We start from the raw sequence: 25,767 nt of genomic DNA on the forward strand, positions 1-25,767 counted from the left end.
TATGCCCCTTGCCGGCCTCCCCGCCGGCGCCCGGGGCGCCATTGGCTCGTGCATGCATCGACGAAGCGAAGGGCATGCGCGAACCGCCTTGTTGGCCGGTATCCGGGCTGGCAGACCGGCCCTCGCCGCCTTCCCAGGCGCCTGTTTCAGGGCGCCCAGTGGCTCGTGTGGAGAGGGTGGCGCCTTGCGGCGCCGTCTGCTTGACCGTTGCGGGGGCAGCGCAGGCGGCTTAGGTGCCGGCGCGCGGCCGGTCCCTTCACTCCTGCTTCCCGTTGAACCGCGGCGCGTGAACCACGCCGCAGGCACCAACGGGCGAGATTCTAGGCGTTGCGCCGCGCGCTTTAAGTCGAAAGTTGCGTGCGCCCGACGCTCGCCGCGTCCCGCGCACTAACATCGACGGGCTATGGGACGTCATCACCACCACCCCGCATGACCCTGCGCTCCTCGCTGCTGCTGCGCCTGCGCTCCGCCCTGCAACGCCTGTTCGGCGTCTCGGGCTGGCAGTCGATGCTGCTGTGGTCCATCGTCGCGGGCCTGCTCGGCACGCTCGCGACCGAAGGCTTTCGCGCCGCGCTGCGCGGCTTCGAGCACCTGGTGCTCGGCCCCGGCGACAGCCTGGTCGCGATGGCGCGCGCGCTGCCGTGGTGGGCGCGCATCGCCTTCCCCGCCGCGGGCGGCCTCGTGGCTGGCGGCCTGCTCGTGCTCGCGAAGCGCGTCGCGGTGCGCAGCGCCACCTCCGACTACATGGAGGCGATCGTGCTCGGCGACGGCCGCATCCCGGTCACGCAGACGCTGGTGCGCAGCGCCTCCTCGCTCGTGAGCATCGGCACCGGCGGCTCGATCGGCCGCGAGGGCTCGATGGTGCAACTCGCCGCGCTGGCCGCCTCGCTGCTGGGCCGGGTGTTCCGCTTTCCGGTCGAGCGGCTGCGGCTGCTGGTGGCCTGCGGCGCGGCGGCCGGCCTCACGGCCGCGTACAACGCCCCGATCGCGGGCGCCTTCTTCGTTGCCGAGATCGTGCTCGGCTCGATCGTGATGGAGAGCGTGGGCCCGATCCTGATCGCGGCCGTGGTCGCCAACATCGTGATGCGCGCCCTGCCCGGCTACCAGCCGCCCTACCAGATGCCGGTGTTCCCCGAGCTGCATGGCGCCGAGATCCCGCTGTTCGCGCTGCTCGGCGTGCTGCTGGGCTTCGCGGCCGCGGGCTTCCTGCGCGCGCTGCAGGGCAGCCGGGCGCTGTTCGCGCGGCTGCCGTTCGCGCTGCCGTGGCGGCTCGCGCTCGGCGGGCTCGCGATGGGGCTGGTGTCGGTGCCTTGGCCCGAGGTCTGGGGCAATGGCTACAGCGTGGTCAACGCGGTGCTGCACACACCCTGGACCTGGACCCTGATCGCCATGGTGCTGGCGGCCAAGCTGGTCGCCACGCTGGCCACGGCCGGCTCGGGCGCGGTGGGCGGCGTGTTCACGCCCGCGTTGTTCTTCGGCTGCATGGTGGGCGCGCTGTTCGGCCATGCCGCGCAGGCGCTGTGGCCGCATGCGGTGTCGGCGCCCTCGGCCTACGCGGTGGTGGGCATGGGCGCCTTTCTCGCGGGTGCCACGCAGGCGCCGCTGATGGCGATCCTCATGATCTTCGAGATGACGCTCAACTACCAGGTGATGCTGCCGCTGATGCTGGCCGGCGTGATCGCCTATTTCGTCGCGCGCTCGGCCAATGCGGGCTCGATGTACGAGATCACGCTGCGCCGGCGCGAGCAGCAGGACGAGCAGCTGCGGCTGCGCGCGCTGCACATCCGCGACCTGGTGCAGCCGGCGCAGACGGTGGTGGGCCCCGAGGCCGATCGCGAGGCGATGAGCCGGCTGTTCCTCCAGCACCCGGTGAAGTACCTCTACGTGGTCGATGCGAACCAGCGCTACCTCGGCGTGGTACCGCTCTCGGCGCTCGGCACGGCCGCGGCCGAGGTGCGCGCGGCGGACCTGCTGTCGCAGGCCATCGCGCCGATCACCGCCGACACCAGCCTCGGCGAGGCGCTGCAGCGCTTCCTCGAGCACCTGGGCGAGCGACTGCCGGTGATCGAGAGCGCGGCGAACCCGGTGCTGCTGGGCGTGGCCGCCAAGAGCGCGTTGCTCGCCACCTACGTGCGGCTCAGCGAAGTTTGATGGCGCGGCGCGCAGGCCGCAGAATGCCGTGCCAGGCGCGGCGGGTGCCCCGGAGGACCGCCGCTTTCACGGGAAACTACAATCGCGCACCATGCCCGCCTCCAGCCCCATCGACCAGATCGCCGAGCGCGTGGAACGCCTGCTCTTGCGTCACGAAGAGGTGCAGCGCACGAATGCGCTGCTGCAGGAACAGGTCGATGCGCTGACGCGCGAGCGCGATGCGCTCAAGTCGCGGCTCGCGGCGGCGCGCACGCGGCTCGATGCGCTGCTCGAGCAGCTGCCGGCCGTACCTCCCTCCGAAGATTCCCCCGCATGAAGCAGATCGAAGTTCAGATCATGGGCCAGAGCTATCTGCTCGGCTGTCCCGATGGCGGCGAAGCGCAGTTGCGCGACGCGGTCGAACGCGTGGATGCGGCCATGTGCAAGATCCGCGACGCGGGCAAGGTCAAGGCGCGCGATCGCATCGCGGTGCTGGCCTCGCTGAACCTGGCCTTCGATCTCGCGGCGCAGGAAGCCACGGCGAAGGCCGCGCCGCCCGCCGAACCGACCACGGCCCCGGCCGCGGCACCCGCCGACGACGGCGCGGTCGATCCGAAGGCCACGCAACTGATCCACAAGCTCGACCAGGCACTGGCCGGCGACGGTCATCTGCTCTGAGCTGATCCGAGCATCAGCGCGCTTTCTTTCTCTCATTCGCAGAGATCGGCGCGCACTGCAAGAACTTCGATGCAAACCTGCCCGCGCCGCAGGGATTCCACCAAAAAAACCGGGAGCCGCCCCAGCGTGAAGGCGTAAAATCGTTCCTGTCTGCGGTGCGCGTTGGGCTTTATATGTCCTTGTTCCAATGCTCTACGGAGCCGGGCTTGGTATATCGCTCGACGGGTGTGATCATCTCGCGTCAGATGAACCCGAAGTCTTGCTGCCCTCGCCCACCTGAACCCCGGTTCAGGATGCGAGTCTGGCGCCCATTCGCAGACACCTATTCCTCTTCGTTGCGCTGAGTGCGCATCGAACATCGGCGATCCCCGGCATGGCGGGATCGCCCCCAAGAACCCACGCTGTATCCACATCGATACATCCGATCCTGGCTGCTGCGCGACCGTGCGCGCCGGGCCGCAGCTACGTTTCAGATAGCATTGCGGCCCACCCCCCTCCCTTTTTCCCTCGAACCGAGGCCCGTTGCCATCGTTGCACGGCGCCCTTGCCTTACCCGAAAGTCCGTGGCGTGAACGTGACCAGCCTGCTCGACCCCCTCCTGATCGCCGAACTGGTCGCCCTCGGCCTCGGCACCGGTTTTCTCGCGGGCCTGCTCGGCATCGGCGGCGGCATGGTGATGGTGCCGTTCATCACGATCATCATGGGCCACCGCGGCGTGCCGGCCGACCTCGCGGTGAAGATGGCGATCGCGACCTCGATGGCCACCATCATCTTCACCTCGGTGTCGAGCGTGCGCGCGCACCACAAGCGCGGCGCGGTGCGCTGGGACATCGTCAAGCGCCTCGCGCCCGGCATCGTGATCGGCAGCCTCGTGGGCAGCCTCGGCATCTTCGCGCTGCTCAAGGGCACGGCGCTGGCGATCGTGTTCGCACTGTTCGTGGGCTTCTCGGCCACGCAGATGTTCCTCGACCGCAAGCCCAAGCCCACGCGCCAGATGCCGGGCACCGCGGGCCAGCTCGGCGCGGGCGGCGCCATCGGCCTGGTCTCGGGCCTGGTCGGCGCGGGCGGCGGCTTCATCAGCGTGCCCTTCATGACCTGGTGCAACATCTCGATCCACAACGCGGTCGCCACCAGCGCCGCGCTGGGCTTCCCGATCGCGGTAGCCAACGTGGCCGGCTACGTGATCAGCGGCCAGACGGTGCAGGGCCTGCCGGCCGGCTCCTTCGGCTACATCTGGCTGCCCGCGCTCGCGGTGATCGCCGTGTGCAGCGTGCTGACCGCGCCGCTGGGCGCCAAGGCCGCGCACAACCTGCCGGTGAAGAAGCTCAAGCGCGTGTTCGCGAGCATCCTCTACCTGCTCGCGGCCTACATGCTCTGGAAGGGCCTGCGCGGCTGAGCGCGCGCGGCCCCCTTCCGACCTCTTCCGCCTCCCTTTTTCTCGATGCCACGATGCGCCCGGCCGGCGCGTCGTGCGCCCGCGCGCGCCGCAGTTTTTCTCAACCAGCGCCAGCAAATCTCGATGGTTCGCACCGGCCGAAAGCCGGACCATTCCGTTCACGCCAACCACACGAGGAACGGACATGAGCAAGAGACTTTCGGTCGCCATCATCGGCGCCGGCATGGGCGGCCTGGCCACGGCCGCGGCGCTTCGCCGCGTCGGCATCGACGTCATGGTCTACGAACAGGCCGAGAAATTCACCCGCCTGGGCGCGGGCATCCAGATCGGCTGCAACGCGATGCAGGTGCTGCGCGGCCTCGGCCTCGAGGCGCGCATGCGCGCCGAGGCCTTCTACCCGCGCTCGTGGAACAACAAGGACGCCTACACCGGCGAAGTGCGCTTCGACATGATCTTCGGCGAGACCGCCGAGCGGAAGTTCGGCGCGCCCTACCTGCTCGCGCACCGCGGCGACCTGCATGCCGCGCTGCACAGCGCGGTGCCCGACGAATTCATCCGCCGCGGCCACAAGCTCGCGGGCTTCTCGCAAGGCGACGGCGGCGTCGAGCTGCGCTTCGCCAACGGCGCCACCGTGCATGCCGACGCGGTGGTGGCGGCCGACGGCGTGCACTCGCTGGTGAAGGACCAGCTGTTCGGCAGGTCCGAACCCAACTTCACGGGCCGCATCGCCTACCGCACCACCTTCTCCGCGGCGCTGCTCGGCGGCCAGGAGATCGACCAGTGCACCAAGTGGTGGGGCAAGGACCGCCACATCGTCATCTACTACGTCAAGCCCGACCGCAGCGAGGTCTACTTCGTGACCAGCCAGCCCGAGCCCGGCTTCCGGCTCGAGTCGTGGTCGACCAAGGGCGACATCCATGCGCTGCGCGAGGCCTTCGCCGACTTCCATCCGCAGGTGCGCCACGTGCTGCAGTCCTGCCCCGAGGTCCACAAGTGGGCGCTGGTCGACCGCGACCCGCTGCCGCGCTGGAGCGAAGGCAACATCACGCTGCTCGGCGATGCCTGCCACCCGATGACGCCCTACATGGCGCAGGGCGCGGCGATGGCGATCGAGGATGCGGCGGTGCTCTCGCGCTGCCTCCAGGGCTGCGACCGCGACGGCGTGGCCGAGGCCTTCCAGCGCTTCGAGGCCACGCGCAAGCCGCGCACCTCGAAGGTCCAGCTGACCTCGCGCACCAACACCTGGCTGCGCGACCCGCAGGACTCCGACTGGGTCTATGCCTACGACGCCTGGAACGCGCCGCTGGCCGAGCCGGCCGTGGCCTGAAGGGAGCGACGACATGACGGACAAGACCCACACCTCGGCGAAGTTCCAGCGCGGGCTCGCCACGCGCAAGGCGGTGCTCGGCGCCGAATACGTCGAGAAGTCGATCGCCGAGGCCGACGACTTCAACTGGCCGATGCAGCAGCTCACCACCGAGTACTGCTGGGACGAGATCTGGAACCGGCCGGGCCTGGACCGGCGCAGCCGCAGCCTGCTGAACCTCGGCATGATCAGCGCGCTCAACCGGCCGCACGAGCTGCGCCTGCATGTGCGCGGCGCGATCAACAACGGCATCACGCCCGCCGAGCTGCAGGAAGTGTTCCTTCAGGTCGCCATCTACTGCGGCGTGCCCGCGGCGCTCGACAGCCTGCGCAACGCGCGCGAGGTGCTCAAGGAGATGAAGCTCGCCTGAAGCTTCGCCCTTTAAAAAAACATCGGAGACAACGCAATGGACAACCAGGCAATGCTGAGCCGCCGCGCGCTGCTCGCGCTCGCGGCCGCGTCGATGGGCACGCCGGCGCTCGCGCAGCCGGCCGCGTCACGCGGCAAGGTCACGAAGATCCTCGTGGGCTTTCCGCCGGGCCAGGCCACCGACATCGTGGCGCGGCTGATGGCCGAGAAGATGCAGGCCGTGACGGGCGAGAACTACATCGTCGACAACAAGCCCGGCCAGGGCGGCAGCATCGCGATGGGCCAGCTCGCGAAGTCGACCAATGACGGCTCGGTGATGATGCTCACGCACATGTCGGCCGTGGCCACCAACCCGCACCTCTACCGCAGCGTGCCCTACGACTCGCTCAAGGACTACGAGGCGGTGAGCCTGGTCGGCGACCTGCCCTTCGTGCTGGTGTGCCACCCCTCGCTGCCCTTCACCGACGCGCAGGGGCTGGTGGCCTATGCCAAGGCCAACCCGGGCAAGCTCACCAATGCCTCCTCGGGCAACGGCACGGTGTCGCACCTCGCGATGGAGGAGCTCAAGCGGCGCGCGGGCATCGACATCGTGCACGTGCCCTACAAGGGCAGCGCGCCGGGCCTGACCGACGTGGTCGCGGGCAATGTCTCGCTGGCGCTCGAGACCGCGGCCGGCGTGCAGGCCTTCGTGCAGGGCGGCAAGCTGCGCGCGCTGGGCGCGGCCACCGCGAGCCGGCTCGACGCGCCGCTGGCCGTGCCCACATTGATCGAGCAGGGCTTCGCCGACTTCCGCGCCTCGACCTGGCTGATGCTGCTCTACCCGGTCGGCACCTCGAAGGCGCTGGTGGCCTCGACCCACGAGGCGATCGGCAAGGCGATGCGCAAGCCCGAGGTGGAGCGGCGCATGCGCAGCATCGGCGCGCTGCCGCGCTACAGCGCCAGCCCCGAGGAAGCCGCGGCCTACGTCGCCAGCGAGTTCAGGAGCTGGGGCGAATTGGTGCGCCGCAGCGGCGTGCAGATGGACTGAGCGGCGCGCTCAGGACGCCGGGGCCTGCGAGCGCAGCCATTGCTGCATCGAGGCCTCGGTGTCGCTGCCCTCGCGCACCAGCCATTCGCAGAAGCTCTCGGTCACCGGGTCGGCATGGGCCGTGCTCGCGAAGTAGCGCCGCTGCTTGGCGGCCAGCACGCCGAAGGGCGCGCACAGCCGGCCCGCGATGATGTCGTCGAAGGCGAGGAACAGCGGCACCAGCGCGAGGCCCAGCCCGTCGATCGCGGCCTGCAGCGCGAAGTACATCTGCTCGAAGCGGATCGCGCCGCCGGGCTTGAGCCCGGCCACGCCGGCGGCCGCGAGCCAGTCCTCCCAGGCATAGGGCTCGGTGGCGAAGCTCACGAGCGTGTGCGCGGCCAGGTCGCGCGGCTCGCGCAGCCGGCCGCCGTCGAGCAGGTCGACATGGCACACCGGCAGGATCAGTTCGCTCATGAAGGGCCGCGACACGCAGTGCGGCGGCGGCTCGAGCGCGCCCGCGATGGCGATGTCGTAGCGGCCCTCGTCGAAGTTGACCGGCGCCAGCAGGGTGGTGAGCCGCAGGTCGACCTCGGGCCGCTTGCGCTGGAAAGCCGGCAGGCGCGAGAGCAGCCAGCGCATGGTGAAGGTCGGCGGCGCGTTGATGCGCAGCGCGGTCGGCACCGCCTGCTCGCGCAGCTGCATCGAGGCCACCGCCACGCGGTCGAGCGTGGCCGTCAGCTCGCCGAGGTAGAGGCGCCCGGCCTCGGTCAGCGCGAGCTGCGAGGAGGTGCGGCGGAACAGCGGCACGCCCAGCCATTCCTCGAGCAGCGCGACCTGGCGGCTGATGGCGCCGTTGGTCACGCTCAGTTCTTCCGCGGCGCGCGTGAAGCTCACGTGCCGGCCCGCGGCCTCGAAGGCGCGGATCGCGTTCAGGGGTGGAAGTTTTCTGGACATGGCGGGGCGACTGTAGGCCGCGATGGGTGCAAGCGGGTTGCGTTTTTCTCAACGGGCTTCAGTTTTACTCGGTGGCAGGGCCGGGGGAACGGGCCGAGACTGGCGTCCTCATGACCACCACCCAGCATCTCTTCCTGCCGAGCGCGGCCTGCCGTGTCGCGGTCCACATCGACGGCCCCGCGGACGGCTCCGTCGTGCTGCTCGCGCACGCGATCCTTTCATCCTCCGTTCTGTGGCGCCGCCAGGCCGAATGGCTGGCCGCCGAGGGCTGGCGCGTGCTGCGGCCCGACACGCGCGGCCATGGCCGGTCGGAGGCACCCTCACCGCCACCACTGCACTGGCGAATGGGCGACCTGGCGCGCGACGTGGCCGAAGTCCTCGATGCGCTCGACATCCGCGCGGTGCACTACGTCGGGCTCTCGCTCGGCGGCATGTGCGGCTTCGCGCTGGCCGAGTTGCATCCCGAGCGCCTGGCCAGCCTGTGCCTGTGCGACTGCCGCGCCGACGCGCCCGCAGCCTTCGCGCGGCCCTGGGACGAACGCATCGCGCTCGTCGAGGCCCAGGGCTGCGAAGCGCTCGCGGGCCCGACCATCGAGCGCTGGCTGGGCCGCGATTTCATCGGCGCCCATCCGGCCGAGGCGCAGGCGCTGCATGCGGCCGCGGCCGGCACCTCGCGCGCGGGCATGGTCGGCTGCGCGCGCGCGATCCAGCAACTCGACCACCGCGCGGCCGCGCGCGCCATCCGCGTGCCCACGACCCTGGTCGTCGGCGCCAACGATGCCGCGCTGCCCGATGCGATGCGCGAGCTGCGGGCCGAGATTCCCGGCGCGCACCTGGAGATCGTTCCCGACGCGGGCCATCTGCCGAACATCGACCAGCCCGAGCGCTTCGACGCCGCGCTGCGCGCCCACCTGCGGCGCGCGCGGCAGGCGGCCTGAGCCGCAAGCACCCGCAAACGGTGTTGACTTCGTTGCGGCGGCCCGGTGCGGGTCCTATAACGGACGCATGAAAATCCTCATCGCCGCCGACGGCAGCGCCTTCACCCAGAAGGCCCTCGCCTACCTGCTCGCCCACCGCAACATGTTCGTGGATGGCCACGAGCTCGTGGTGGTCCATGTCTGCACCGGCATCTCGGCCAACGTGGCGCGCCACCTCAGCAAGGAGGCGGTCGCCGACTACTACGCCGAGGAAAGCGCCAAGGTGGTCGACCCGGTGAAGCAATACTTCGCCGACAACGGCGTGTCGAACTTCCGCATCGACGCGCGCCACGGCCACGTGGCCGAGGAAATCCTCAAGGCGGCCGCTGCCGCGCAGGCCGAGCTGATCGTGCTCGGCACGCACGGCCATGGCCTGTTCGGCCGCGCGCTGATGGGTTCGGTGGCGACCAAGGTGGTGGCCGAGACCGACATCTCGGTGCTGCTGGTCCAGCAGTAGGGTCTACTGCACGCGCTGCTGCCGCCACTCGCGCGGCGAGCAGCCGAAGCGCTCCTTGAACGCGCGGCTGAAATGCGCCGCGTCGTTGAAGCCGCGGCCATAGGCGATCTCGGCCACGGGCCGGCCCGCGAGGCGCGGCTCGAGCAGGTCGCGGCTGCAGGCCTCGAGCCGGCGCTCCCAGATGTACTGCGCGGGCGTCAGCGGCTCGCTCTTGAAGACGCGGTGGATCTGGCTGGCCGACACGCCGAGCTCGGCCGCGAGGCTGCCCACCGACAGCGCGGGATCGCCGAGCTGTTCCTCGATGCGCCGCTTCACGCGCGCGAGGTGGTAGGCCGTGAGGCTGCTGAGCGAAGGCGCGCTGGCGGCCGGCAGGGTCTGCAGCCCCGCCACCAGGATGTTCTGCACGCCGTTGGCCACCGCCAGCGCCGAGGCCGGCTGCAGCGTCTCGATGTCCTCGCGCAGGGTGCGGATCATGCCCAGCAGCAGGTGGCCCGCGCCCTGGCGGCCTGACACGGTGGTGGCCGTCAGCGCCTGCGTCTCGCGCAGCTCGCTGCGCAGCCGGTCGCCGGGCAGCTTGAGCACGATCTGCTCGAAGCGGTCGTCGAACAGCAGCTGGTAGGGCCGCGTGCTGTCGTAGAGCGCGAAGTCGCCGGCCTCGAGCACCGCATCGCGCCCGTCCTGGCGCACCACGCCGCGGCCCTGGGCCTGGATGCTCACGAGGAAGTAGTCGTCGCCCGAGCGCGCGATGTGGCCCGAGGTGCGCAGCACCTTCTGCGGGCCCGAGCGCACCACCGACACGTCGAGCCCGGGCAGCGTGTGCTGGCGGATGCTGCCCTCGAAATCCTCGGACTCGTCGGGCCGCACCGGATCGCAACCGAGCTGCACATAGACGTTGCAGATCATGTCGGTCCAGTAGGCCAGCCGCTGCGAGCGCGCAACGGCATCGGTGCTGAGCAGCGTGTTCATCGGTGGGACCTCGAGGGAGGGGAACGGCGGGGCATGCGACACAGGAACAAGAACGGTGCAAGTTGCGGTCAAGGCGTTCGCAGGCGGCGAATTTACGCTTCAAGCAACCCGCATGCCACCGCGCAAACCCGCGCCACGGCCCCGCGGCGAATCCACGTTCTCCACCGAAAGGCCCCGCCATGCCCACCACCGTTCATCCCAAGCTCCGCGTCGCCGCCGTGCAGGCCGCGCCCGTGTTCCTCGACCTCGACGGCACCATCGACAAGACCATCGCCCTGATGGCGCGGGCCGCTGCGCAGGGCGTGAAGCTGATCGCCTTTCCCGAAACCTGGATCCCCGGCTACCCCTGGTGGATCTGGCTCGACTCGCCGGCCTGGGGCATGCAGTTCGTGCAGCGCTACCACGACAACTCGCTGGTGATCGGCTCGGTGGAGTTCGAGCGCCTGCAGGCGGCCGCGCGCCAGCATTCGATCTGGCTCTCGTTCGGCTTCAGCGAGAAGGCCGCGGGCAGCCTCTACATCGCGCAGGCGCTGATCGACGACCAGGGCCAGGTGGCGCAGACGCGCCGCAAGCTCAAGCCCACGCACGTGGAGCGCACCGTGTTCGGCGAAGGCGACGGCGCCGACCTGCACGTGGTGCCCACCGCCATCGGCAACATCGGCTCGCTGTGCTGCTGGGAACACCTGCAGCCGCTGAGCAAGTACGCGATGTATTCGCAGAACGAGCAGATCCACTGCGCCGCGTGGCCCAGCTTCTCGCTCTACCGCGGCGCGGCCAATGCGCTGGGCGCCGAGGTCAACAATGCCGCGAGCCAGGTCTATGCGGTCGAGGGCGGCTGCTTCGTGCTCGCGCCCTGCGCCACGGTCTCGAAGGCGATGAGCGAGCTGATGTGCACCGATGCCGGCAAGCAGCAGATGCTGGGCGTGGGCGGCGGCCATGCGCGCATCTACGGGCCCGACGGCTCAGCGCTCGGCACGCCGCTGCCCGAGACCGAGGAAGGCCTGGTGATCGCCGACATCGACCTCGGAATGATCTCGCTCGCGAAGGCCGCGGCCGATCCGAGTGGCCACTACTCGCGGCCCGACGTCACGCAGCTGCTGCTCAACAAGACGCGCCGCGAGCCCGTGGTGGTGCAGCTCACGCCCGTGCCCGAGGGTAACGCGGCCGAGCCGGTCGAGGCCTGAGCGCGCACGCAGGAGCCGCGCCATGGAATCCGCCATCGACGAGCACCTGAGGTGCCCGCGCACGCGCACCCGCCGCGTGGAGGACGACTACGCACCGCCCTACCCCGTCTGGTCGGCCCGCGCCGACCGCGCGGTCACGCAGGTGGTGATGGGCTACTTCGGCGTGCAGTCGCTCGGCGCCGCGCAGCAGGGCCGCGCCTGCGCCGCGCTGATGCGCATCGCGCGCGACTTCGCGCGGCCCGACGGCCCGCTGCACCACGACCTCACGCACTATGTCGATGCCGAGGGCCACGACAACATGATCGCGATCGCCTACTGGACCGACCCGGCGGCCTTCGCGCGCTGGAGCGCGACGCCCGAGATCGACGGCTGGTGGCAGTCGGACGAGCGGCTGCACGAGGGCCTGGGCTATTTCCGCGAGATCGTGTCGCCGCGCGTGCAGCACTTCGAGACCATGTTCAACACGCCCGACCGGCTCGAGGGCATCGGCGTGGCCATGGGCGGCGTGAGCGGCGAGCTGCAGGAGCATGGCTACTGGGGATCGATGCGCGACCGCATTCCGCTGTCGCAGACCGATCCGATGTCGCCCTCGGGCACGCGCGCGGCGATCGGCGACGCGCCCGCGCCGGGCCGGCGCGTGCGCATCGCGGGCCATGAACACGTCGCGATGATCCGCTCGGGCCAGGAATGGACCGACACCACTGGCCAGGAGCGCACGCTCTACCTCGAGGAGATGGAGCCGGTGCTGCGCGAGGGCATGGACTTCCTGCGCGATCAGGGCCTGGCGATCGGCTGCTACAGCAACCGCTACATGCAGCATCTCGATGCGCAGGGCGCGCCGCTGCAGAAGTCCTTCGGCCTGAGCTTCTGGCGCTCGCTGGCCGACATGGAACGCTGGGCCGAATCGCATCCGACCCACGTGGCGATCTTCGGCAGCTTCATGCGTTACGTGCAGGCGCTGAACTTCCAGCTGCAGCTGCGCGTGTACCACGAGGTGTCGGTGCTCAAGGCCGACGAGCAGCGCTACGAATACGTCAACTGCCATGCGCGCACGGGACTGATGAACGGCATGGGTTGAGAGCGCCGCATGACGGATGCCTTAGGATTCGCGCCCCGAACCCTAGGACCCCGATCATGTGGCGCGAACTCGAAAGCCTCGTCGAAAGCTCGATGAAGGAATGGAAGATCCCGGGGCTCGCGCTCGCGGTGATCGAAGATGGCGAGGTCTCGCTGCTGAAGGGCTATGGCGTGCGCGACCTGCGCGGCAACGAGCCCGTGACCGCCGACACGCAGTTCCTGCTGTGCTCGATCACCAAGTCCTTCACCGCGGCCGGGCTCGGCCTGCTGGTCGACGAGGGCCGGCTCGCCTGGAGCCGGCCGGTGCGCGAAGTCATTCCAGAGTTCCGGCTGCACGATGCGGTGGCGACCGCGCAGCTCACCGTGCGCGACCTTTTGAGCCACCTCAGCGGCCTGCCGCGCCACGACTGGCTGCACATGCCGGCCGACCTGACGAGCGCGCAGATGCTGCCGCTGCTGCGCCACCTGGTGCCGAGCCGCGAACTGCGCGAGGCCTTCCAGTACTCGAACCTCGGCTACATGGTCGCGGGCATCGTGATCGAGCGCCTCAGCGGACAGGGCTGGCAGGACTTCGTGACCGAGCGGCTGCTCAAACCGCTGGGCTTCACGCATTACGGCTTCGGCATCGACGCGCTGGTGGCGGCCGCCGATGCGGCCCGCCCGCACACCATGGTCGAGAACGATCCCGTCCCCGCGCAGCTGTGGCCGGTGCCGACGGCCGCGGGCGGCGGGCTCAATGCGAGCGCCGCCGATCTCGCGAAGTGGATGCGCTGCCTGCTCGACGAAGGCCGCGTGGGCGACACGCCGCTGCTGTCGGCCAGGACGGTGCGCGAGATGGGCATGCCACGCGCCTGGATGTCACGCTCCGAGCATGCGGAGATCGGCGATTCGCACTACGGACTGGGCCTGTTCTGCGAGAACTACCGCGGCGAGCGCACGCTCGCGCATTCGGGCTCGTGGTTCGGCTGGGCCACGCTGATGACCGTGGTGCCCTCGCGCCGCGCGGGCGTGGCGGTGCTGACCAACCGCGCGCCGGGCGCCGTGACCTCGATCCTCACCTTCGCGGCGCTCGATCGCATCGCGGGCCGCGAGCCGGTCGACTGGTTCCAGCGGCTGCTCACGAAGCGCCGCGCCGACCTGGTGCAGCAGCGGGTCGACGACAAGGCGCGCACGGACCGGCGCCGCAACGGCACGCAGCCCAGCCATGCGCTCGAGGAATATGCGGGCCGCTACGAGCATCCGGCCTACGGCTGCATCGAGATCGCGCACGAAAGCGACCACCTCGCCTGGCACTGGCGGGGCGCCGCCGGCGCGCTCACGCACTGGCACTACGACATGTTCGTCACGCCGGACCGGCCGACGGTGTTCCACCCCGACAACCTCGCGCTGAGCTTTCTCTACGACCGCGCAGGCCGCATCGACCGCATCGCGGTGCCCTTCGAGCCGATGGTGGAGGACATCGTGTTCAGGCGCGCGAAGGACGCGCCCGAGGCCTAGAAGAACTAGGCGAACAAGCCCTTGTGCTCGCCGCGCAGCAGCGCCTTCTGCACCTTGCCCATGGTGTTGCGTGGCAGCTCCGGCACGATGAAGCAGCGCTTCGGGATCTTGAAGTTCGCGAGCCTGGCCTTGAGCTCGGCCACGATCGCGTCGCCGTCGAGCGTGGCGCCGGGCTTGGCGATGACGATCGCCACGCCGACCTCGCCGAAGTCGGGGTGCGGCACGCCGACCACCGCGCTCTCGGCCACGCCGGCCATCTCGTTGATGTAGCCCTCGATCTCGGCCGGATAGACGTTGTAGCCGCCGCTGATGATCAGGTCCTTGCTGCGCCCGACGATGGTGATGTAGCCGCGGCCGTCGATCTTGCCCACGTCGCCGGTCTTGAAGAAGCCGTCGGCCGTGAACTCCTCCTTGGTCTTCTCGGGCATGCGCCAGTAGCCCGCGAACACGTTGGGACCGCTGACCTCGATGCCGCCGATCTCGTCGGTGGTGCAGTCGCGGCCCTGGTCGTCGCGCACGCGCAGCTGCACGCCCGGCAGCGCGAAGCCGACGGTGCCGCCGCGGCGCTCGCCCTGCTCGGGGCGGTAGGGGTTCGAGGTCAGCATGATGGTCTCGCTCATGCCGTAGCGCTCGAGGATGGTGTGGCCGGTGCGCTCGCGCCATTCGTCGAAGGTCTCGATCAGCAGCGGCGCCGAACCCGCGACGAACAGCCGCATGTTGCGCACCGCCTCGCGCGTGAGGCCGGGCTCGGCCAGCAGGCGCACGTAGAGCGTGGGCACGCCCATGAACACGGTGGCCTCGGGCAGCTTCGCGGCGATGCGCTTGGGATCGAACTTCGAGAACCAGAGGATCTTGCTGCCGTTGAGCAGCGCGCCGTGCAGCGCCACGAACAGGCCGTGCACGTGGAAGATCGGCAGCGCGTGGATCAGCACGTCGCCCTCGGTCCAGCCCCAGTAGTCCTTGAGCACCTCGGCATTCGACAGCAGGTTGCCGTGCGTGAGCATCGCGCCCTTGCTGCGACCGGTGGTGCCGCTGGTGTAGAGGATCGCGGCCAGGTCGTCGGCCGACTTCACGGCCGCCTTGTGCACGTCGCTGCAGCTGGCCGCGACCTCGAGCAGGGTGCCGCTGCGGTCGTCGTCGAGCGTGAACACGTGGCGGGTGCCGGCGGCCGTGGCCAGCGGCGCCACCCAGGCCGCGTTGCGGCTCGTGCAGACCACCACGGCGGGCTCGGCGTTGCCGATGAAGTACTCGATCTCGGCGCTCTGGTAGGCGGTGTTGAGCGGCAGGAACACATAGCCCGCGCGCAAGGTGGCGAGGTACAGCAGCATCGCCTCGACCGACTTCTCGACCTGCACCGCGATGCGCGCGCCCTTCTCGAGCTTCAGCGCGTCGAGCAGGTTGGCGATCATCGCGCTCGCGCGGTCGAGGTCGCGCCACGAGTACGCGAGGCCGTTGTCGGTCTCGACCGCGATGGCATCGAGGTCGGCGGGAAAGGCCGCGCGCAGGGCGGCGAACAGGTTGGCGTTGGCGGTCTTCTTCATCGGTCGGACTTCACAGGAGGCGGAAAACGAAAGGCGGGTCAGAAATCGGGCGCGCGCTTGGCGAGGAAGGCGGCGATGCCTTCGCGGTGCTCGGCCGAGTCGGCGTAGTCGTAGGCGGTGGCGACCAGCGCGGCGACCGGCTCCACCTCGGGCGGCGCGGTGTTGGCGCCGGTCACGGCATGGTGCAGCACGGCGAAGGTGCGCTTGTGCATGCGCGCGGTCTGCGGCGCAAGCCGCGCGATGCGCGCCGCATGCGCCTCGGCCGCGGCGGCCACCTCGGCATCGGGCAGCACCGACAGCAGGAAGCCCGCGTGGTAGAGCCGCGTGGCGTCGTGCACGCCGGCGGCCAGCAGCATGTCGCGCGCCAGCGTGTCACCGATGGCGCCATGCACCAGCGCGGCCTCGCGCGGCGCCATCGGAAAGCCGAGCTTCGCGATCGGCGCGCCGAACTTCGACGACGCGCCCGCGAGGCGGATGTCGCAGCAGCTCGCGATCTCGATGCCGGCGCCCATGCAGGCGCCCTCGATCTGCGCGACCAGCGGCAGCGGGCAGTCGAGCAGCGCCTGCAGCGCGGCCCAGACCTCGTTCTCGTGGAATTCGCGCAGGCTCGCGGCCTCGAAGCGGAACGACGGGTACTCGGAGATGTCGCCGCCCGCGCAGAAGGCGCCGCCCTCCCCGCGCACGATCACGCAGCGCAGCGCCGGGTCGGCGCCGAGGCCGGCCACCAGCGCGCGCAGCTCGCGCCACATCGCGCGCGTCATCGCGTTCAGGCGCGCCGGGTTCGACAACGTGAGGAACGCGAGCGCGCCCTCGCGGCGCAGGCTGACGCTGCCCGCGCTCATTCGAGCTTGGCGCCCGAGGCCTTGACCACGGCGGCCCAGCGCTTGATCTCCGAATTGACGAAGCCGCCGTACGCGGCCATGGTCAGGTTCGGGATCTCGGAGCCGTTCTGCGCCCAGATGGCCTTGAGCTCGTCGCTCGCGAGCGATTTCTTCATGTCCTCGACCACCTTGGCCTGCACGTCGGCCGGCGTGCCCTTGGGCGTCCAGAGGCCGTACCAGGTGGTCACGGTGTAGTCGGGCAGGCCCACCTCCGCCGCGCAGGGCACGTCGGGGAAGGCCGGGTTGCGCTTGGCGCCCGCGACCATCAGCGCCTTGATGCGGCCGCTCTTGATGTGCTGCGCCGAGGAGCCGAGGCCGTCGAACATCAGGTCGACGTTGCCCGAGATCAGGTCGGCCAGCGCCGGGCCCGCGCCGCGGTACGGAATGTGGGTGATGAAGGTGCCGGTCTGGATCTTGAACAGCTCGCCCGCCAGGTGGTGCGAGGTGCCCGCGCCGGCCGAACCGTAGTTGAACTTGCCGGGGCTGCGCTTCACCAGCGCGATGAATTCCTGGATGGTCGCGGCGGGCACGCGCTTGGGATTGACCACCACCACCTGCGGCACGTTGGCCAGCAGCATCAGCGGCACGAAATCCTTCTCGATGTCGTAGTCGAGCTTGGGATAGATCGAGGGCGCGATCGCGTGGTGCACCGCGCCCATGAACAGCGTGTAGCCGTCGGCCGGCGCCTTGGAGGCGATGCTCGCGCCCAGGGTGCCGCCCGCGCCGCCGCGGTTGTCGATCACCAGGGTCTGGCTCGTGAGCTTGGCGAACTGGCCCGACAGCGGACGCGCGAAGGCGTCGGTGCCGCCGCCGGCCGGGAACGGCACGATCATGTTGACCGGCTTGGTCGGCCAGTTGCTCTGCGCGGTCGCGGCGCCGCCGCAAAGAACCGCCGCGCCCGCAGCCGCCAGGCGCAACACGTCGCGCCGCTGAAAACTCTGGTTCATCTGTCTCATCTCCTGTCGTTGTGGATCGCCGCGGATGCGACGGCCGGCGCTGTGTGCGCCGGGCTTGGGGCCCGGTCAGGCCTTCTTGAAAAACAGACTGTCGACGTCCCCCGACACGGCCACCTTGCCTTGCGCGAGCCAGTCGCGGTGCCGGTCGAGACGCTTGAGATCGTATAGGTAGTTCACCATGAGGCCATAGGACTGCTTCTGTCCCTTGGGCGACGGATCGCCAGCCCAGTTGAGGCGCTCGACGCGCGCGCCGTTGCCCAGGTGGAAGCGCGCGACCGGATCGGCCGGCGTGCCGTCGACCAGCGAACGGCCCAGGTACTCGGCCGCGCACTGCAGCAGCCACTGGCGCAGCGGCGACTTGGCGTCCAGGCTCGCGGCGGCATCGACCGCGGCCAGCAGCCGGTCGGCCGTGGGCGGCAGCGAGCCCACGAGCCGGCCGACCTCGGCGGCGCGCTTCTCGTCGAGGCGCGCGACCATGTCGGGCGCGTTCTTCGCGAGCCAGGTGCGAAAGCCCGGGATCGGCGACAGCGTGGCGAAGGTCTTGAGCCGCGGCAGCTCGTCCTGCAGGGTCTCGACCACGCGCTTGATCAGCGAGTCGCCGAAGCTCACGCCGCGCAGGCCGTTCTGCGTGTTGCTGATCGAATAGAAGATCGCGGTGGTGGCGCGCGCCGGCGGCACCGGAACCGCGGCCTCGTCGAGCAGCGGCGTGATGCCGTCGCTCACGCGGTCGACCAGCGCCACCTCGACGAAGATCAGCGGCTCGTTCGGCAGCCGCGGATGGAAGAAGCCGTAGCAGCGGCGGTCGCTGTCGTCGAGCCGGTTCTTCACGTCGTTCCAGCTCTTGATGTCGTGCACCGCCTCGTAGCGGATCAGCTTCTCGATCAGCGAGGCCGGCGAGTTCCAGTCGATGCGGCGCAGCTCGAGGAAGGCGACGTCGAACCAGGTCGAGAACAGCTGCTCGAGCTCGGCGTCGAGCGCGAGCAGGCGGCGGTCGCCCTTGAGGCCGGGCAGCAGCTCGGCGCGCAGGTCGACCAAGAAGCGCATGCCCGCGGGCTCGACCGCGAAGCGCTGCAGGAGGCGCATGCGCGGCGACACCAGCGCGCGGCGCAGCTTGAGCTCGGCCTGGCCCTCGTCGGGCGTGCCGACGGCGGCTTGGTGCTGGTCGCGCGCGGTCTTGAGCTTCTGTGCGTCGGCGGCGAAATGCTCGCTCATCAGCGCCCAGAAATCGCGCCGCTCCTCGGGCGTGGCTGCCGCGTATTCGACCGCGATGGCATGGGCGCGGCGGCCGCCCTCGACCTCGCTCACGCGCGGGTCGATCACCGACTGCATGGCGGCCAGCACGCGGCGCAGCGCGCGCGGCGACAGCGCCTCGTCGGCCTTGCGCAGGGTGGCCTCGAGCCGCTCGGCGGTGGTGCGGGCGCTGGGCTTTGGGGCCGACTTGGCGGCGCCCTTGGCTGGCGCGTCGGAGGCCACCGGCACCTTGCGTTCGTTCTTGTCGCCCGTGCGCAATCGCGCCTGGAACCATTCGGTCGCACTCATCGTGGATGCACTCCCATGCAGAAAGAAAAAGACGAAGAAGAGATGGCGGACGCGGACATGACGGCCCCGCGCTTCATGGCATGACCCGCGATTTCTGCTGGTTGCGCATCACTTCGCGCAGCGCCTCGCGCTGGCGCGTCATGTGGGTGCGCATCGCGGCATCGGCGCCTTCGCTGTCGCGCGCCTTGAGCGCCGCGAACACCGCGAGATGCTCCGACAGGCTCTGCTCGAGCCGTCCCGGCGCATGCAGCTGCTGCTGGCGCGCGAGCTTGAGGATCTTGCGCAGGTCGCCGATCACCTGGGCCAGCCACTTGTTGTCGGCCAGCTGGATGATGGCCTCGTGGATCAGGTGGTTGGTGGCGTAGTAGTCGTTGATGCGCTTGGCCTTGGCGTGGCGCACCAGCCGCTCGTGCAGGGCGTCGAGCTCGTGCAGCTCGGCATCGCTGGCGTTGCGCGCCGCCTCGAAGGCGCAGCGGCCCTCGAGCAGCGCGATGACCGGGAAGATCTCGTCGAGGTCGCGCTCGGTCACCTCGCGCACGAAGCAGCCGCGGCGCGGCTCGTGGCGCAGCAGGCCTTCGGCCGTGAGCACCTTGAGCGCCTCGCGCAGCGGCGTGCGCGAGATCGACAGCCGCTCGCACAGCGCGATCTCGTCGACGAAGCTGCCGGGCGCCAGGGTGCCGTCGAAGATCTGCTCGCGCAGCGTGGTGGCGACTTCGTCGTGCAGGGAGTTGTGGACCAGGCGCATGGCGGGTTCGATCGCGTAATTTCCTGTAATTACGCGTAATTCTGAGCCTGGACGCGAAGCAGCGCAAGGGCCGCGCGCGAAACGCGGGGCTCCGGACTTACCCTGGTCAGACGATAGGTTGCGTGGCCGGCGGTGCGGCACGCAGGGGGAGCAGCGAGTGCGGGATGGGGCGGTGCCCCGCCCTCCCCGGCTCCCGGTGCGGCGTCAGGCCTTGCTGGCGACCGGCACCGCCTGCTCGCGGCGCGAGGCCCAGACCCACAGCGCGATGCCGCCCAGGATCATCGGCACGCAGAGCCACTGGCCCTGGCTCAGGTCGAGGGCGCGCAGGCCCAGCTCGTTGCCCGGGTGGGCAAAGATCTTGTCGGGCTCGCGGAAGAACTCGGCGATGAAACGGAAGATGCCGTAGCCGACCAGGAAGGCGGCCGACACCTGGGCCTGCTTGCGCGGCTTGCGCGCGTAGAGCCACAGCAGCACGAACAGCAGCAGCCCCTCGAGCAGGAACTGGTAGACCTGCGAGGGATGGCGCGGCAGCATCGAACCGCTCTGCGGGAACACCATGCCCCAGGGCAGGTCGGGGCTGCTGAAGCGGCCCCAGAGTTCGCCGTTGATGAAGTTGCCCACGCGCCCCGCCGCGAGGCCGGTGGGCACGCAGGGCGCGACGAAGTCCATCACCTGCCAGAACGGCCGCGCGCGCGAACGCGCGAACCAGACCATGGCCGCGATCACGCCGAGCATGCCGCCGTGGAAGCTCATGCCGCCTTCCCAGACCTTGAAGATCTCGAGCGGGTTGAACAGGTAGAACTCGGGCCGGTAGAACAGGCAGTAGCCGAGCCGCCCGCCGACGATGACGCCGACCACGCCGAGGAACAGGATGTCCTCGATGTCCTTGCGCTGCCAGGCCCCGGCGCCCACCAGGCTGCGGTAGGGCTCGTGCTTGAGCCGCAGCGTGCCGAGGAAGTAGAACAGCGCGAAGGCCGCCAGGTAGGTCAGGCCGTACCAGTGGATGGCGATCGGCCCGAGCTGCAGGGCGATGGGATTGATCTGCGGATACATGAGCATCCGCGGATTGTGCCCGCGCCGCATGACGCGGCCGGGGGCGTGGGGGCATCCGGGCACGCGGCCCGGCGCCCCGCCCCCTCAGGCGCTCAGCGCCCGAATTTCCACCACACCAGGCCGGCCACCGCGGCCGGCACGGCGAACACCAGCAGGAAGATCGGCAGCTCCTCGGCCACGCTGTAGCCGGCCTCGATCACCCCCACCGCCATGTTGATGCCGGCGCCGATGAACCAGGCCGGCACGAACCACATCGCGGCCGTGCTCAGGGCCGCGTCGCCGCTGCCGCCCAGCACGCGGCCGGCCAGCAGGAAAAGGGCCAGCAGCACGAAGCCGCTGCCCATCACGATGAGCGTATGCATCGCTTGTCCGGTGCGATGCGTCAGCGCGTGGTGTAGCCGCCGTTGGCGAAGATGGTCTGGCCGGTGATCCACCAGCCCTCGGTGACCAGGAAGCGCACGATGGGCGCGATGTCCTCGATGTCGGTCAGGCCCTTCTTCGAGAACTTGCTGAGCGCGGCGGCGCTGCTGTGGTAGTCCACCGCCTCCTTGCTCTCCTGGCCGTAGAAGAAGGGCGTGTCCATCGGGCCGGGGCCGATCGCGTTGACCGAGATGCCGCGGTCGCCGAACTCCTTGGAGGCGGCGCGCGTATAGTGCTCCACCGCGGCCTTCGAGCCCGGATAGATCGCATAGAACGGCGTGTAGGCCGCGAGCAGCGAGCTCACGATCGTGACGATGCTGCCGCCCTCGGCCAGCGTGCGGCCGGCCTGCTGGATGAAGAAGAAGGCGGCCTTGGCATTGGCGTCGAAGCTCTTGTCGTAGTCGGCTTCGGTGACGTCGAGGATCGGCTTCTTGATGACCACGCCCGCGGTGTTGATCGCGATGTCGACCTGGCCGAACTGCTTGACGGCCTGGTCGAACAGCTTGACGTTGTTCTCGACCACCGCGAGGTCGCCCTGCACCAGCAGGGTGTCGGCGCCCTTGGCCTTGAGGGCGGCGGCGGTCTTCTCGGCATCGGCGCGCGAGCTGTCGCTGTTGTAGTGGATGGCGACGCCGCGCACGCCCCCATCGACCAGCTGTTCGGCGACGAGCGCGCCGAGGTTCTTGCCGCCGCCGGCGATGACGGCGACCTTTTTCTTCAATGTGCGTGCGGACATGGAAATCTCCTGGGTTGAAAGCCATTGATGTGTGACACGAGGCGCAGTGTATTGATCGCCAGACGGCCGATAAATAGGCAATTCGAGGCTAGACTGTTTGGAAATCCCCGAACAATCGGCCGCTCTCGCGCCAGACGCCGACCCTTTTCATGGACCGCATCGACCTCCTCCAGGTCTTCCTGCGCGTGGCCGAATCCGGCAGCTTCACGCGCGCCGCCGACCGGCTCGGCCTGCCGCGCGCCACCATCTCGACGGCGGTGCAGCAGCTCGAGGCGCGGCTGGGCTCGCGGCTGCTCCACCGCACCACGCGGCGCGTGGGCCTCACGCCCGACGGCGAGGTACTGCTCGAGCGCGCCCGCGCGCTGGTGGCCGACATGGACGACCTGGAGCAGCAGTTCCTGCCCACGCACGGCAGCGTGGGCGGGCGGCTCAAGGTCGACGTGCCCAGCCGCATCGCGCGGCTGCTGATCGCGCCCGCGCTGCCGGACTTCTTTGCGCGCTATCCGGCGCTCGAGCTCGAACTCGGCTCGAGCGACCGCGCGGTCGACCTGGTGCACGAGGGCGTGGACTGCGCACTGCGCGTGGGGCCGCTGGCCAGCAGCAGCCTGGTGGCGCGGCCGCTCGGGCACTTCACGCTGGTCAACTGCGCGAGCCCGGCCTACCTGGCGCGGCACGGCACGCCGCGCACGCCGGCCGACTTGCCGCAGCACCTGGCGGTGAACTACGCCTCGCCGACCAGCGGCCGCGCGGCGCCCTGGGAATGGCAGCGCGACGGCGAGACCGCCTCGCTGCGCATGCGCAGCCAGGTGACGGCCAACAACGCCGAGACCTACATCGCCTGCGCGCTCGCGGGCCTGGGGCTGATCCAGATCCCGCTGTACGACGTGCGCACGCAGCTCGCGGCCGGCGAGCTGGTCGAGCTGATGCCCGACGCGCGCGCCGAGCCGCTGCCGGTGCACCTGGTGTATCCGCACCGGCGCAACCTGTCGCGGCGCATGCAGGCCTTCGCGGGCTGGCTCGAGACGCTGCTGGCCTCGGCCCTCGACGGACCGCCGCCCGCTCCCGCCGCTATTTCGCGCCGCGCGCGGCCGCCGGCTGGCGCTCCTGCACGAACGCGATGAAGCGCTCGAGCGCCGGGTTGGCGGCCGCGGCCGGCCACACCAGGCTGGTTTCGCAGCGCGGCAGCACCGGCATGGCGCGGCGCCGGCCCGCGGGCGCGAACTCGTCGGCGCCGCGGTAGACCACGCCCGCGCGGCGGAACTGCGTGACGCTCTCGGGCACCCAGGCCACGCCGATGCCGCCCGAAACCAGGTTGACGATGGTCTGCATCTGGATCGCCTCCTGCGCCAGCTGCGGCGCGCGCCCGGCCGCGTGGTAGAGCGCGAAGACCGCGTCGTGCAGCGAAGGCACGATGCGGCGCGGGAAGATCACCAGCGGCTCGGCCAGCACCTCGGCCAGCGGCAGCGTCCGGGCGCTCGCGAGCGCATGCCGCTGCGGCAGCGCCAGCACCAGCGGCTCCTGCGACACCGCCAGCCGCGCCAGCCCCGGCGGCGCGGCGCCCGGCGAATGCAGCATCAGGCCGGCATCGATCTCGCCGCGCGCGAAGGCCTCGAGCTGCACGTCGCCCGTGGCCTCGACCAGCTCGAGCGCCACCTCGGGACAGAGCACGCGGAACTCGCGCACCCAGTCGGGCAGCTGCTCGAAGCCCACGGTCGAGACGAAGGCGATGCGCACCCGCCCCACCTGCCCGGCCGCGGCCGCGCGGGCGCGCGCCGGCAGGGCCTGGGCGCGCGCCAGCAGCTCGCGCACGTCGGGCAGCAGCGCCTCGCCGGCCGGCGTGAGCGCCACCCGGCGCCGCGTGCGGTCGAACAGCACCACGCCCAGGGTCTTCTCGAGCTGGGCGATGGCCTGCGTGACCGGCGGCTGGGTCATGTGCAGGCGCTGCGCGGCGCGGCCGAAATGCAGTTCCTCGGCCACGGCCACGAACTGGCGCCAGGCCCGCAGGTCGATCAGGCTTTCATTCATATGCCAAGCATATCAATCGGCCTCTCAAAATGGATTGGAAGCAATCAATCAGAAGTCCGATACTTGGCGCTCCCCGGTTTTCCCTCCCCACGATCGAAGAGACACCCACCATGGACACCAAGCCAATCCAGATCAATCGCCGCAGCGCCAACATCGTCGAAGGCAAGAGCCGCGCGCCCAACCGCTCGATGTTCTACGCGATGGGCTACGAGGAAGGCGACTTCAAGAAGCCGATGGTCGGCGTCGCCAACGGCCACAGCACCATCACGCCCTGCAACTCGGGCCTGCAGAAGCTGGCCGACGCGGCCATCGCGGGCATCGAGGAAGCCGGCGGCAACGCGCAGGTGTTCGGCACCCCCACCATCTCCGACGGCATGGCGATGGGCACCGAAGGCATGAAGTACTCGCTGGTGAGCCGCGAGGTCATCTCCGACTGCATCGAGACCTGCGTCGGCGGCCAGTGGATGGACGGCGTGCTGGTGGTCGGCGGCTGCGACAAGAACATGCCCGGCGGCCTGATGGGCATGCTGCGCGCCAACGTGCCCGCCATCTACGTCTACGGCGGCACCATCCTGCCGGGCCGCTACAAGGGCCAGGACCTGAACATCGTCAGCGTGTTCGAGGCCGTGGGCCAGAACGCCGCCGGCAACATGAGCGACGAGGACCTGCACGAGATCGAGAAGCGCGCCATCCCCGGCACCGGCTCCTGCGGCGGCATGTACACGGCCAACACCATGTCGAGCGCCTTCGAGGCCCTCGGCATCTCGCTGCCCTACTCGTCGACCATGGCGAACCCGCACGACGAGAAGGCCAACTCGGCCAAGGAATCGGCCAAGGTGCTGATCGAGGCGATCAAGAAGGACCTGAAGCCGCGCGACATCGTGACCAAGAAGGCGATCGAGAACGCGGTGGCCGTGATCATGGCCACGGGCGGCTCGACCAACGCGGTGCTGCACTTCCTCGCGATCGCGCACGCGGCCGAGGTGGAATGGACCATCGACGACTTCGAGCGCATGCGCAAGAAGGTGCCGGTGATCTGCGACCTGAAGCCCTCGGGCAAGTACCTCGCGGTCGACCTGCACCAGGCCGGCGGCATTCCGCAGGTCATGAAGGTGCTGCTCAACGCCGGCCTGCTGCATGGCGACTGCGTCACCATCAGCGGCCAGACGATTGCCGAAGTGCTCAAGGACGTGCCCGACGTGCCGCGCGCCGACCAGGACGTGATCCGCCCGATCGACAAGCCGATGTACGACGAAGGCCACCTGGCCATCCTCAAGGGCAACCTGTCGCCCGAAGGCGCGGTCGCCAAGATCACCGGCCTCAAGAACCCGGTCATCACCGGCCCGGCGCGCGTGTTCGACGACGAGCAGTCGGCGCTCAAGGCCATCCTCGACGGCAAGATCGTGGCCGGCGACGTGATGGTGCTGCGCTACCTCGGCCCCAAGGGCGGCCCGGGCATGCCCGAGATGCTGGCGCCCACGGGCGCGCTGATCGGCGCGGGCCTCGGCGAGAGCGTGGGCCTGATCACCGATGGCCGCTTCTCGGGCGGCACCTGGGGCATGGTGGTGGGCCACGTGGCGCCCGAAGCGGCGGCCGGCGGCACCATCGCCTTCGTCCACGAGGGCGACTCGATCACCATCGACGCGCATGCGCTCAAGCTCGAACTCAACGTGCCCGAGGCCGAGATCGCCAAGCGCCGCGAAGGCTGGAAGGCCCCGGCCCCGCGCTACACGCGCGGCGTGCAGGCCAAGTTCGCGTTCAATGCCTCGAGCGCGAGCTCGGGCGCGGTGCTCGACAAGTTCTGAAGCCCGGCG

Annotated in this window: 25 protein-coding genes and 1 riboswitch; of the genes, 14 read left to right on the forward strand and 11 right to left on the reverse strand. The window is 70.0% G+C overall.

Annotation, left to right across the window (positions count from 1 at the left end; translation table 11 throughout):
- Window positions 1-76: 76 nt before the first annotated feature.
- Window positions 77-324: riboswitch (cobalamin riboswitch) on the reverse strand.
- A gap of 105 nt (window positions 325-429) precedes the next feature.
- From AC07RM_RS16055 to AC07RM_RS16085, 7 genes are all read left to right on the forward strand, one after another.
- Window positions 430-2,151, forward strand: a complete 1,722-nt coding sequence (locus AC07RM_RS16055; RefSeq protein WP_495335167.1) for a ClcB-like voltage-gated chloride channel protein — start codon at window positions 430-432, stop codon at window positions 2,149-2,151.
- A gap of 91 nt (window positions 2,152-2,242) precedes the next feature.
- Window positions 2,243-2,467 (forward strand): hypothetical protein, encoded by a 225-nt coding sequence (locus tag AC07RM_RS16060; RefSeq protein WP_057594567.1) that lies wholly within the window; start codon window positions 2,243-2,245, stop codon window positions 2,465-2,467.
- Window positions 2,464-2,808 (forward strand): cell division protein ZapA, encoded by a 345-nt coding sequence (locus tag AC07RM_RS16065; protein ID WP_093342354.1) that lies wholly within the window; start codon window positions 2,464-2,466, stop codon window positions 2,806-2,808. The genes AC07RM_RS16060 and AC07RM_RS16065 overlap by 4 nt, the downstream gene beginning before the upstream one ends.
- A 574-nt stretch (window positions 2,809-3,382) precedes the next feature.
- On the forward strand, window positions 3,383-4,204 hold the full coding sequence (locus tag AC07RM_RS16070; protein WP_495335244.1) for a sulfite exporter TauE/SafE family protein: 822 nt from the start codon (window positions 3,383-3,385) through the stop codon (window positions 4,202-4,204).
- Window positions 4,205-4,388: 184 nt separating this feature from the next.
- Window positions 4,389-5,531 carry an FAD-dependent monooxygenase gene (locus AC07RM_RS16075; protein ID WP_495335168.1) on the forward strand — a complete coding sequence of 381 codons (1,143 nt, stop codon included), beginning with the start codon at window positions 4,389-4,391 and terminating at the stop codon, window positions 5,529-5,531.
- A gap of 13 nt (window positions 5,532-5,544) precedes the next feature.
- Window positions 5,545-5,940 (forward strand): carboxymuconolactone decarboxylase family protein, encoded by a 396-nt coding sequence (locus AC07RM_RS16080; RefSeq protein WP_261210631.1) that lies wholly within the window; start codon window positions 5,545-5,547, stop codon window positions 5,938-5,940.
- A gap of 36 nt (window positions 5,941-5,976) precedes the next feature.
- Window positions 5,977-6,966 (forward strand): Bug family tripartite tricarboxylate transporter substrate binding protein, encoded by a 990-nt coding sequence (locus tag AC07RM_RS16085; protein ID WP_495335169.1) that lies wholly within the window; start codon window positions 5,977-5,979, stop codon window positions 6,964-6,966.
- Between the two features lie 9 nt (window positions 6,967-6,975).
- Here the strand turns inward: AC07RM_RS16085 and AC07RM_RS16090 are convergent, their stop codons facing one another.
- Window positions 6,976-7,899, reverse strand: a complete 924-nt coding sequence (locus AC07RM_RS16090) for a LysR substrate-binding domain-containing protein (RefSeq protein ID WP_208509269.1) — start codon at window positions 7,897-7,899, stop codon at window positions 6,976-6,978.
- 110 nt (window positions 7,900-8,009) lie between these two features.
- Here AC07RM_RS16090 and AC07RM_RS16095 point away from each other — a divergent pair, with 110 nt between their 5' ends.
- Both AC07RM_RS16095 and AC07RM_RS16100 read left to right on the forward strand, forming a co-directional pair.
- On the forward strand, window positions 8,010-8,837 hold the full coding sequence (locus AC07RM_RS16095; RefSeq protein ID WP_495335170.1) for an alpha/beta fold hydrolase: 828 nt from the start codon (window positions 8,010-8,012) through the stop codon (window positions 8,835-8,837).
- Window positions 8,838-8,904: 67 nt separating this feature from the next.
- Entirely contained in the window at window positions 8,905-9,333 is a 429-nt protein-coding gene (locus AC07RM_RS16100; protein WP_208509271.1) for a universal stress protein, read from the forward strand.
- A gap of 3 nt (window positions 9,334-9,336) precedes the next feature.
- On the opposite strand, the gene AC07RM_RS16105 is transcribed toward AC07RM_RS16100, so the two are convergent.
- Window positions 9,337-10,299, reverse strand: a complete 963-nt coding sequence (locus tag AC07RM_RS16105; RefSeq protein ID WP_093342364.1) for an AraC-like ligand-binding domain-containing protein — start codon at window positions 10,297-10,299, stop codon at window positions 9,337-9,339.
- A 179-nt stretch (window positions 10,300-10,478) separates the two neighbouring features.
- On the opposite strand from AC07RM_RS16105, the gene AC07RM_RS16110 reads away from it, so the two are divergent.
- The 3 genes from AC07RM_RS16110 to AC07RM_RS16120 are packed head-to-tail and all read left to right on the forward strand — an operon-like array spanning window position 10,479 to window position 14,057.
- Window positions 10,479-11,483, forward strand: a complete 1,005-nt coding sequence (locus AC07RM_RS16110) for a carbon-nitrogen hydrolase family protein (RefSeq protein ID WP_495335171.1) — start codon at window positions 10,479-10,481, stop codon at window positions 11,481-11,483.
- Window positions 11,484-11,505: 22 nt separating this feature from the next.
- Window positions 11,506-12,561 carry a phenylacetaldoxime dehydratase family protein gene (locus tag AC07RM_RS16115; protein ID WP_495335172.1) on the forward strand — a complete coding sequence of 352 codons (1,056 nt, stop codon included), beginning with the start codon at window positions 11,506-11,508 and terminating at the stop codon, window positions 12,559-12,561.
- A gap of 56 nt (window positions 12,562-12,617) precedes the next feature.
- Complete coding sequence (locus tag AC07RM_RS16120) at window positions 12,618-14,057, forward strand: serine hydrolase (protein WP_495335173.1); 1,440 nt, start codon at window positions 12,618-12,620, stop codon at window positions 14,055-14,057.
- Between the two features lie 5 nt (window positions 14,058-14,062).
- On the opposite strand, the gene AC07RM_RS16125 is transcribed toward AC07RM_RS16120, so the two are convergent.
- From AC07RM_RS16125 to AC07RM_RS16160, 8 genes are all read right to left on the reverse strand, one after another.
- Window positions 14,063-15,598 (reverse strand): malonate--CoA ligase, encoded by a 1,536-nt coding sequence (locus AC07RM_RS16125; RefSeq protein ID WP_495335174.1) that lies wholly within the window; start codon window positions 15,596-15,598, stop codon window positions 14,063-14,065.
- 38 nt (window positions 15,599-15,636) lie between these two features.
- Window positions 15,637-16,440 (reverse strand): enoyl-CoA hydratase/isomerase family protein, encoded by an 804-nt coding sequence (locus AC07RM_RS16130; protein ID WP_261210626.1) that lies wholly within the window; start codon window positions 16,438-16,440, stop codon window positions 15,637-15,639.
- On the reverse strand, window positions 16,437-17,426 hold the full coding sequence (locus AC07RM_RS16135) for a Bug family tripartite tricarboxylate transporter substrate binding protein (RefSeq protein WP_495335175.1): 990 nt from the start codon (window positions 17,424-17,426) through the stop codon (window positions 16,437-16,439). Before AC07RM_RS16135 ends, AC07RM_RS16130 begins: the two co-directional genes overlap by 4 nt.
- A 75-nt stretch (window positions 17,427-17,501) precedes the next feature.
- Window positions 17,502-18,974 carry a malonyl-CoA decarboxylase gene (locus tag AC07RM_RS16140; RefSeq protein WP_495335176.1) on the reverse strand — a complete coding sequence of 491 codons (1,473 nt, stop codon included), beginning with the start codon at window positions 18,972-18,974 and terminating at the stop codon, window positions 17,502-17,504.
- Window positions 18,975-19,047: 73 nt separating this feature from the next.
- Complete coding sequence (locus AC07RM_RS16145; RefSeq protein WP_057594552.1) at window positions 19,048-19,719, reverse strand: GntR family transcriptional regulator; 672 nt, start codon at window positions 19,717-19,719, stop codon at window positions 19,048-19,050.
- Between the two features lie 204 nt (window positions 19,720-19,923).
- Window positions 19,924-20,778 carry a prolipoprotein diacylglyceryl transferase gene (lgt, locus tag AC07RM_RS16150; protein ID WP_203201273.1) on the reverse strand — a complete coding sequence of 285 codons (855 nt, stop codon included), beginning with the start codon at window positions 20,776-20,778 and terminating at the stop codon, window positions 19,924-19,926.
- A gap of 86 nt (window positions 20,779-20,864) precedes the next feature.
- A complete protein-coding gene (locus tag AC07RM_RS16155) occupies window positions 20,865-21,134 on the reverse strand; it encodes a hypothetical protein (RefSeq protein ID WP_208513143.1) in 270 nt (89 codons plus the stop codon).
- Window positions 21,135-21,154: 20 nt separating this feature from the next.
- Window positions 21,155-21,928: an SDR family oxidoreductase gene (locus tag AC07RM_RS16160; protein WP_495335177.1), complete on the reverse strand. Its 774-nt coding sequence runs from the start codon at window positions 21,926-21,928 to the stop codon at window positions 21,155-21,157.
- A gap of 149 nt (window positions 21,929-22,077) precedes the next feature.
- Between AC07RM_RS16160 and AC07RM_RS16165 the strand changes: the two genes are divergently transcribed.
- On the forward strand, window positions 22,078-23,049 hold the full coding sequence (locus tag AC07RM_RS16165) for a LysR family transcriptional regulator (RefSeq protein ID WP_296794711.1): 972 nt from the start codon (window positions 22,078-22,080) through the stop codon (window positions 23,047-23,049).
- On the opposite strand, the gene AC07RM_RS16170 is transcribed toward AC07RM_RS16165, so the two are convergent.
- Complete coding sequence (locus AC07RM_RS16170; RefSeq protein WP_495335178.1) at window positions 22,997-23,953, reverse strand: LysR family transcriptional regulator; 957 nt, start codon at window positions 23,951-23,953, stop codon at window positions 22,997-22,999. The two genes, AC07RM_RS16165 and AC07RM_RS16170, sit on opposite strands and share 53 nt — an antisense overlap.
- 110 nt (window positions 23,954-24,063) lie before the next feature.
- Here AC07RM_RS16170 and ilvD point away from each other — a divergent pair, with 110 nt between their 5' ends.
- Window positions 24,064-25,758, forward strand: coding sequence for a dihydroxy-acid dehydratase (gene ilvD / locus AC07RM_RS16175; protein ID WP_296776758.1), 1,695 nt, complete (start codon window positions 24,064-24,066; stop codon window positions 25,756-25,758).
- Window positions 25,759-25,767 lie beyond the last annotated feature (9 nt).

Source organism: Variovorax sp. GW821-FHT09B05 (assembly GCF_059418265.1).

What these genes read in the sequence shown, in the direction of transcription:
- AC07RM_RS16055 (WP_495335167.1), top strand. Translation starts at nt 430, where the DNA reads ATGACCCTGCGCTCCTCGCTGCTGCTGCGCCTGCGCTCCGCCCTGCAA.
- AC07RM_RS16060 (WP_057594567.1), top strand. Translation starts at nt 2,243, where the DNA reads ATGCCCGCCTCCAGCCCCATCGACCAGATCGCCGAGCGCGTGGAACGC.
- AC07RM_RS16065 (WP_093342354.1), top strand. Translation starts at nt 2,464, where the DNA reads ATGAAGCAGATCGAAGTTCAGATCATGGGCCAGAGCTATCTGCTCGGC.
- AC07RM_RS16075 (WP_495335168.1), top strand. Translation starts at nt 4,389, where the DNA reads ATGAGCAAGAGACTTTCGGTCGCCATCATCGGCGCCGGCATGGGCGGC.
- AC07RM_RS16080 (WP_261210631.1), top strand. Translation starts at nt 5,545, where the DNA reads ATGACGGACAAGACCCACACCTCGGCGAAGTTCCAGCGCGGGCTCGCC.
- AC07RM_RS16085 (WP_495335169.1), top strand. Translation starts at nt 5,977, where the DNA reads ATGGACAACCAGGCAATGCTGAGCCGCCGCGCGCTGCTCGCGCTCGCG.
- AC07RM_RS16090 (WP_208509269.1), bottom strand. Translation starts at nt 7,899, where the DNA reads ATGTCCAGAAAACTTCCACCCCTGAACGCGATCCGCGCCTTCGAGGCC.
- AC07RM_RS16095 (WP_495335170.1), top strand. Translation starts at nt 8,010, where the DNA reads ATGACCACCACCCAGCATCTCTTCCTGCCGAGCGCGGCCTGCCGTGTC.
- AC07RM_RS16100 (WP_208509271.1), top strand. Translation starts at nt 8,905, where the DNA reads ATGAAAATCCTCATCGCCGCCGACGGCAGCGCCTTCACCCAGAAGGCC.
- AC07RM_RS16105 (WP_093342364.1), bottom strand. Translation starts at nt 10,299, where the DNA reads ATGAACACGCTGCTCAGCACCGATGCCGTTGCGCGCTCGCAGCGGCTG.
- AC07RM_RS16110 (WP_495335171.1), top strand. Translation starts at nt 10,479, where the DNA reads ATGCCCACCACCGTTCATCCCAAGCTCCGCGTCGCCGCCGTGCAGGCC.
- AC07RM_RS16115 (WP_495335172.1), top strand. Translation starts at nt 11,506, where the DNA reads ATGGAATCCGCCATCGACGAGCACCTGAGGTGCCCGCGCACGCGCACC.
- AC07RM_RS16120 (WP_495335173.1), top strand. Translation starts at nt 12,618, where the DNA reads ATGTGGCGCGAACTCGAAAGCCTCGTCGAAAGCTCGATGAAGGAATGG.
- AC07RM_RS16125 (WP_495335174.1), bottom strand. Translation starts at nt 15,598, where the DNA reads ATGAAGAAGACCGCCAACGCCAACCTGTTCGCCGCCCTGCGCGCGGCC.
- AC07RM_RS16130 (WP_261210626.1), bottom strand. Translation starts at nt 16,440, where the DNA reads ATGAGCGCGGGCAGCGTCAGCCTGCGCCGCGAGGGCGCGCTCGCGTTC.
- AC07RM_RS16135 (WP_495335175.1), bottom strand. Translation starts at nt 17,426, where the DNA reads ATGAACCAGAGTTTTCAGCGGCGCGACGTGTTGCGCCTGGCGGCTGCG.
- AC07RM_RS16140 (WP_495335176.1), bottom strand. Translation starts at nt 18,974, where the DNA reads ATGAGTGCGACCGAATGGTTCCAGGCGCGATTGCGCACGGGCGACAAG.
- AC07RM_RS16145 (WP_057594552.1), bottom strand. Translation starts at nt 19,719, where the DNA reads ATGCGCCTGGTCCACAACTCCCTGCACGACGAAGTCGCCACCACGCTG.
- lgt (WP_203201273.1), bottom strand. Translation starts at nt 20,778, where the DNA reads ATGCTCATGTATCCGCAGATCAATCCCATCGCCCTGCAGCTCGGGCCG.
- AC07RM_RS16155 (WP_208513143.1), bottom strand. Translation starts at nt 21,134, where the DNA reads ATGCATACGCTCATCGTGATGGGCAGCGGCTTCGTGCTGCTGGCCCTT.
- AC07RM_RS16160 (WP_495335177.1), bottom strand. Translation starts at nt 21,928, where the DNA reads ATGTCCGCACGCACATTGAAGAAAAAGGTCGCCGTCATCGCCGGCGGC.
- AC07RM_RS16165 (WP_296794711.1), top strand. Translation starts at nt 22,078, where the DNA reads ATGGACCGCATCGACCTCCTCCAGGTCTTCCTGCGCGTGGCCGAATCC.
- AC07RM_RS16170 (WP_495335178.1), bottom strand. Translation starts at nt 23,953, where the DNA reads ATGAATGAAAGCCTGATCGACCTGCGGGCCTGGCGCCAGTTCGTGGCC.
- ilvD (WP_296776758.1), top strand. Translation starts at nt 24,064, where the DNA reads ATGGACACCAAGCCAATCCAGATCAATCGCCGCAGCGCCAACATCGTC.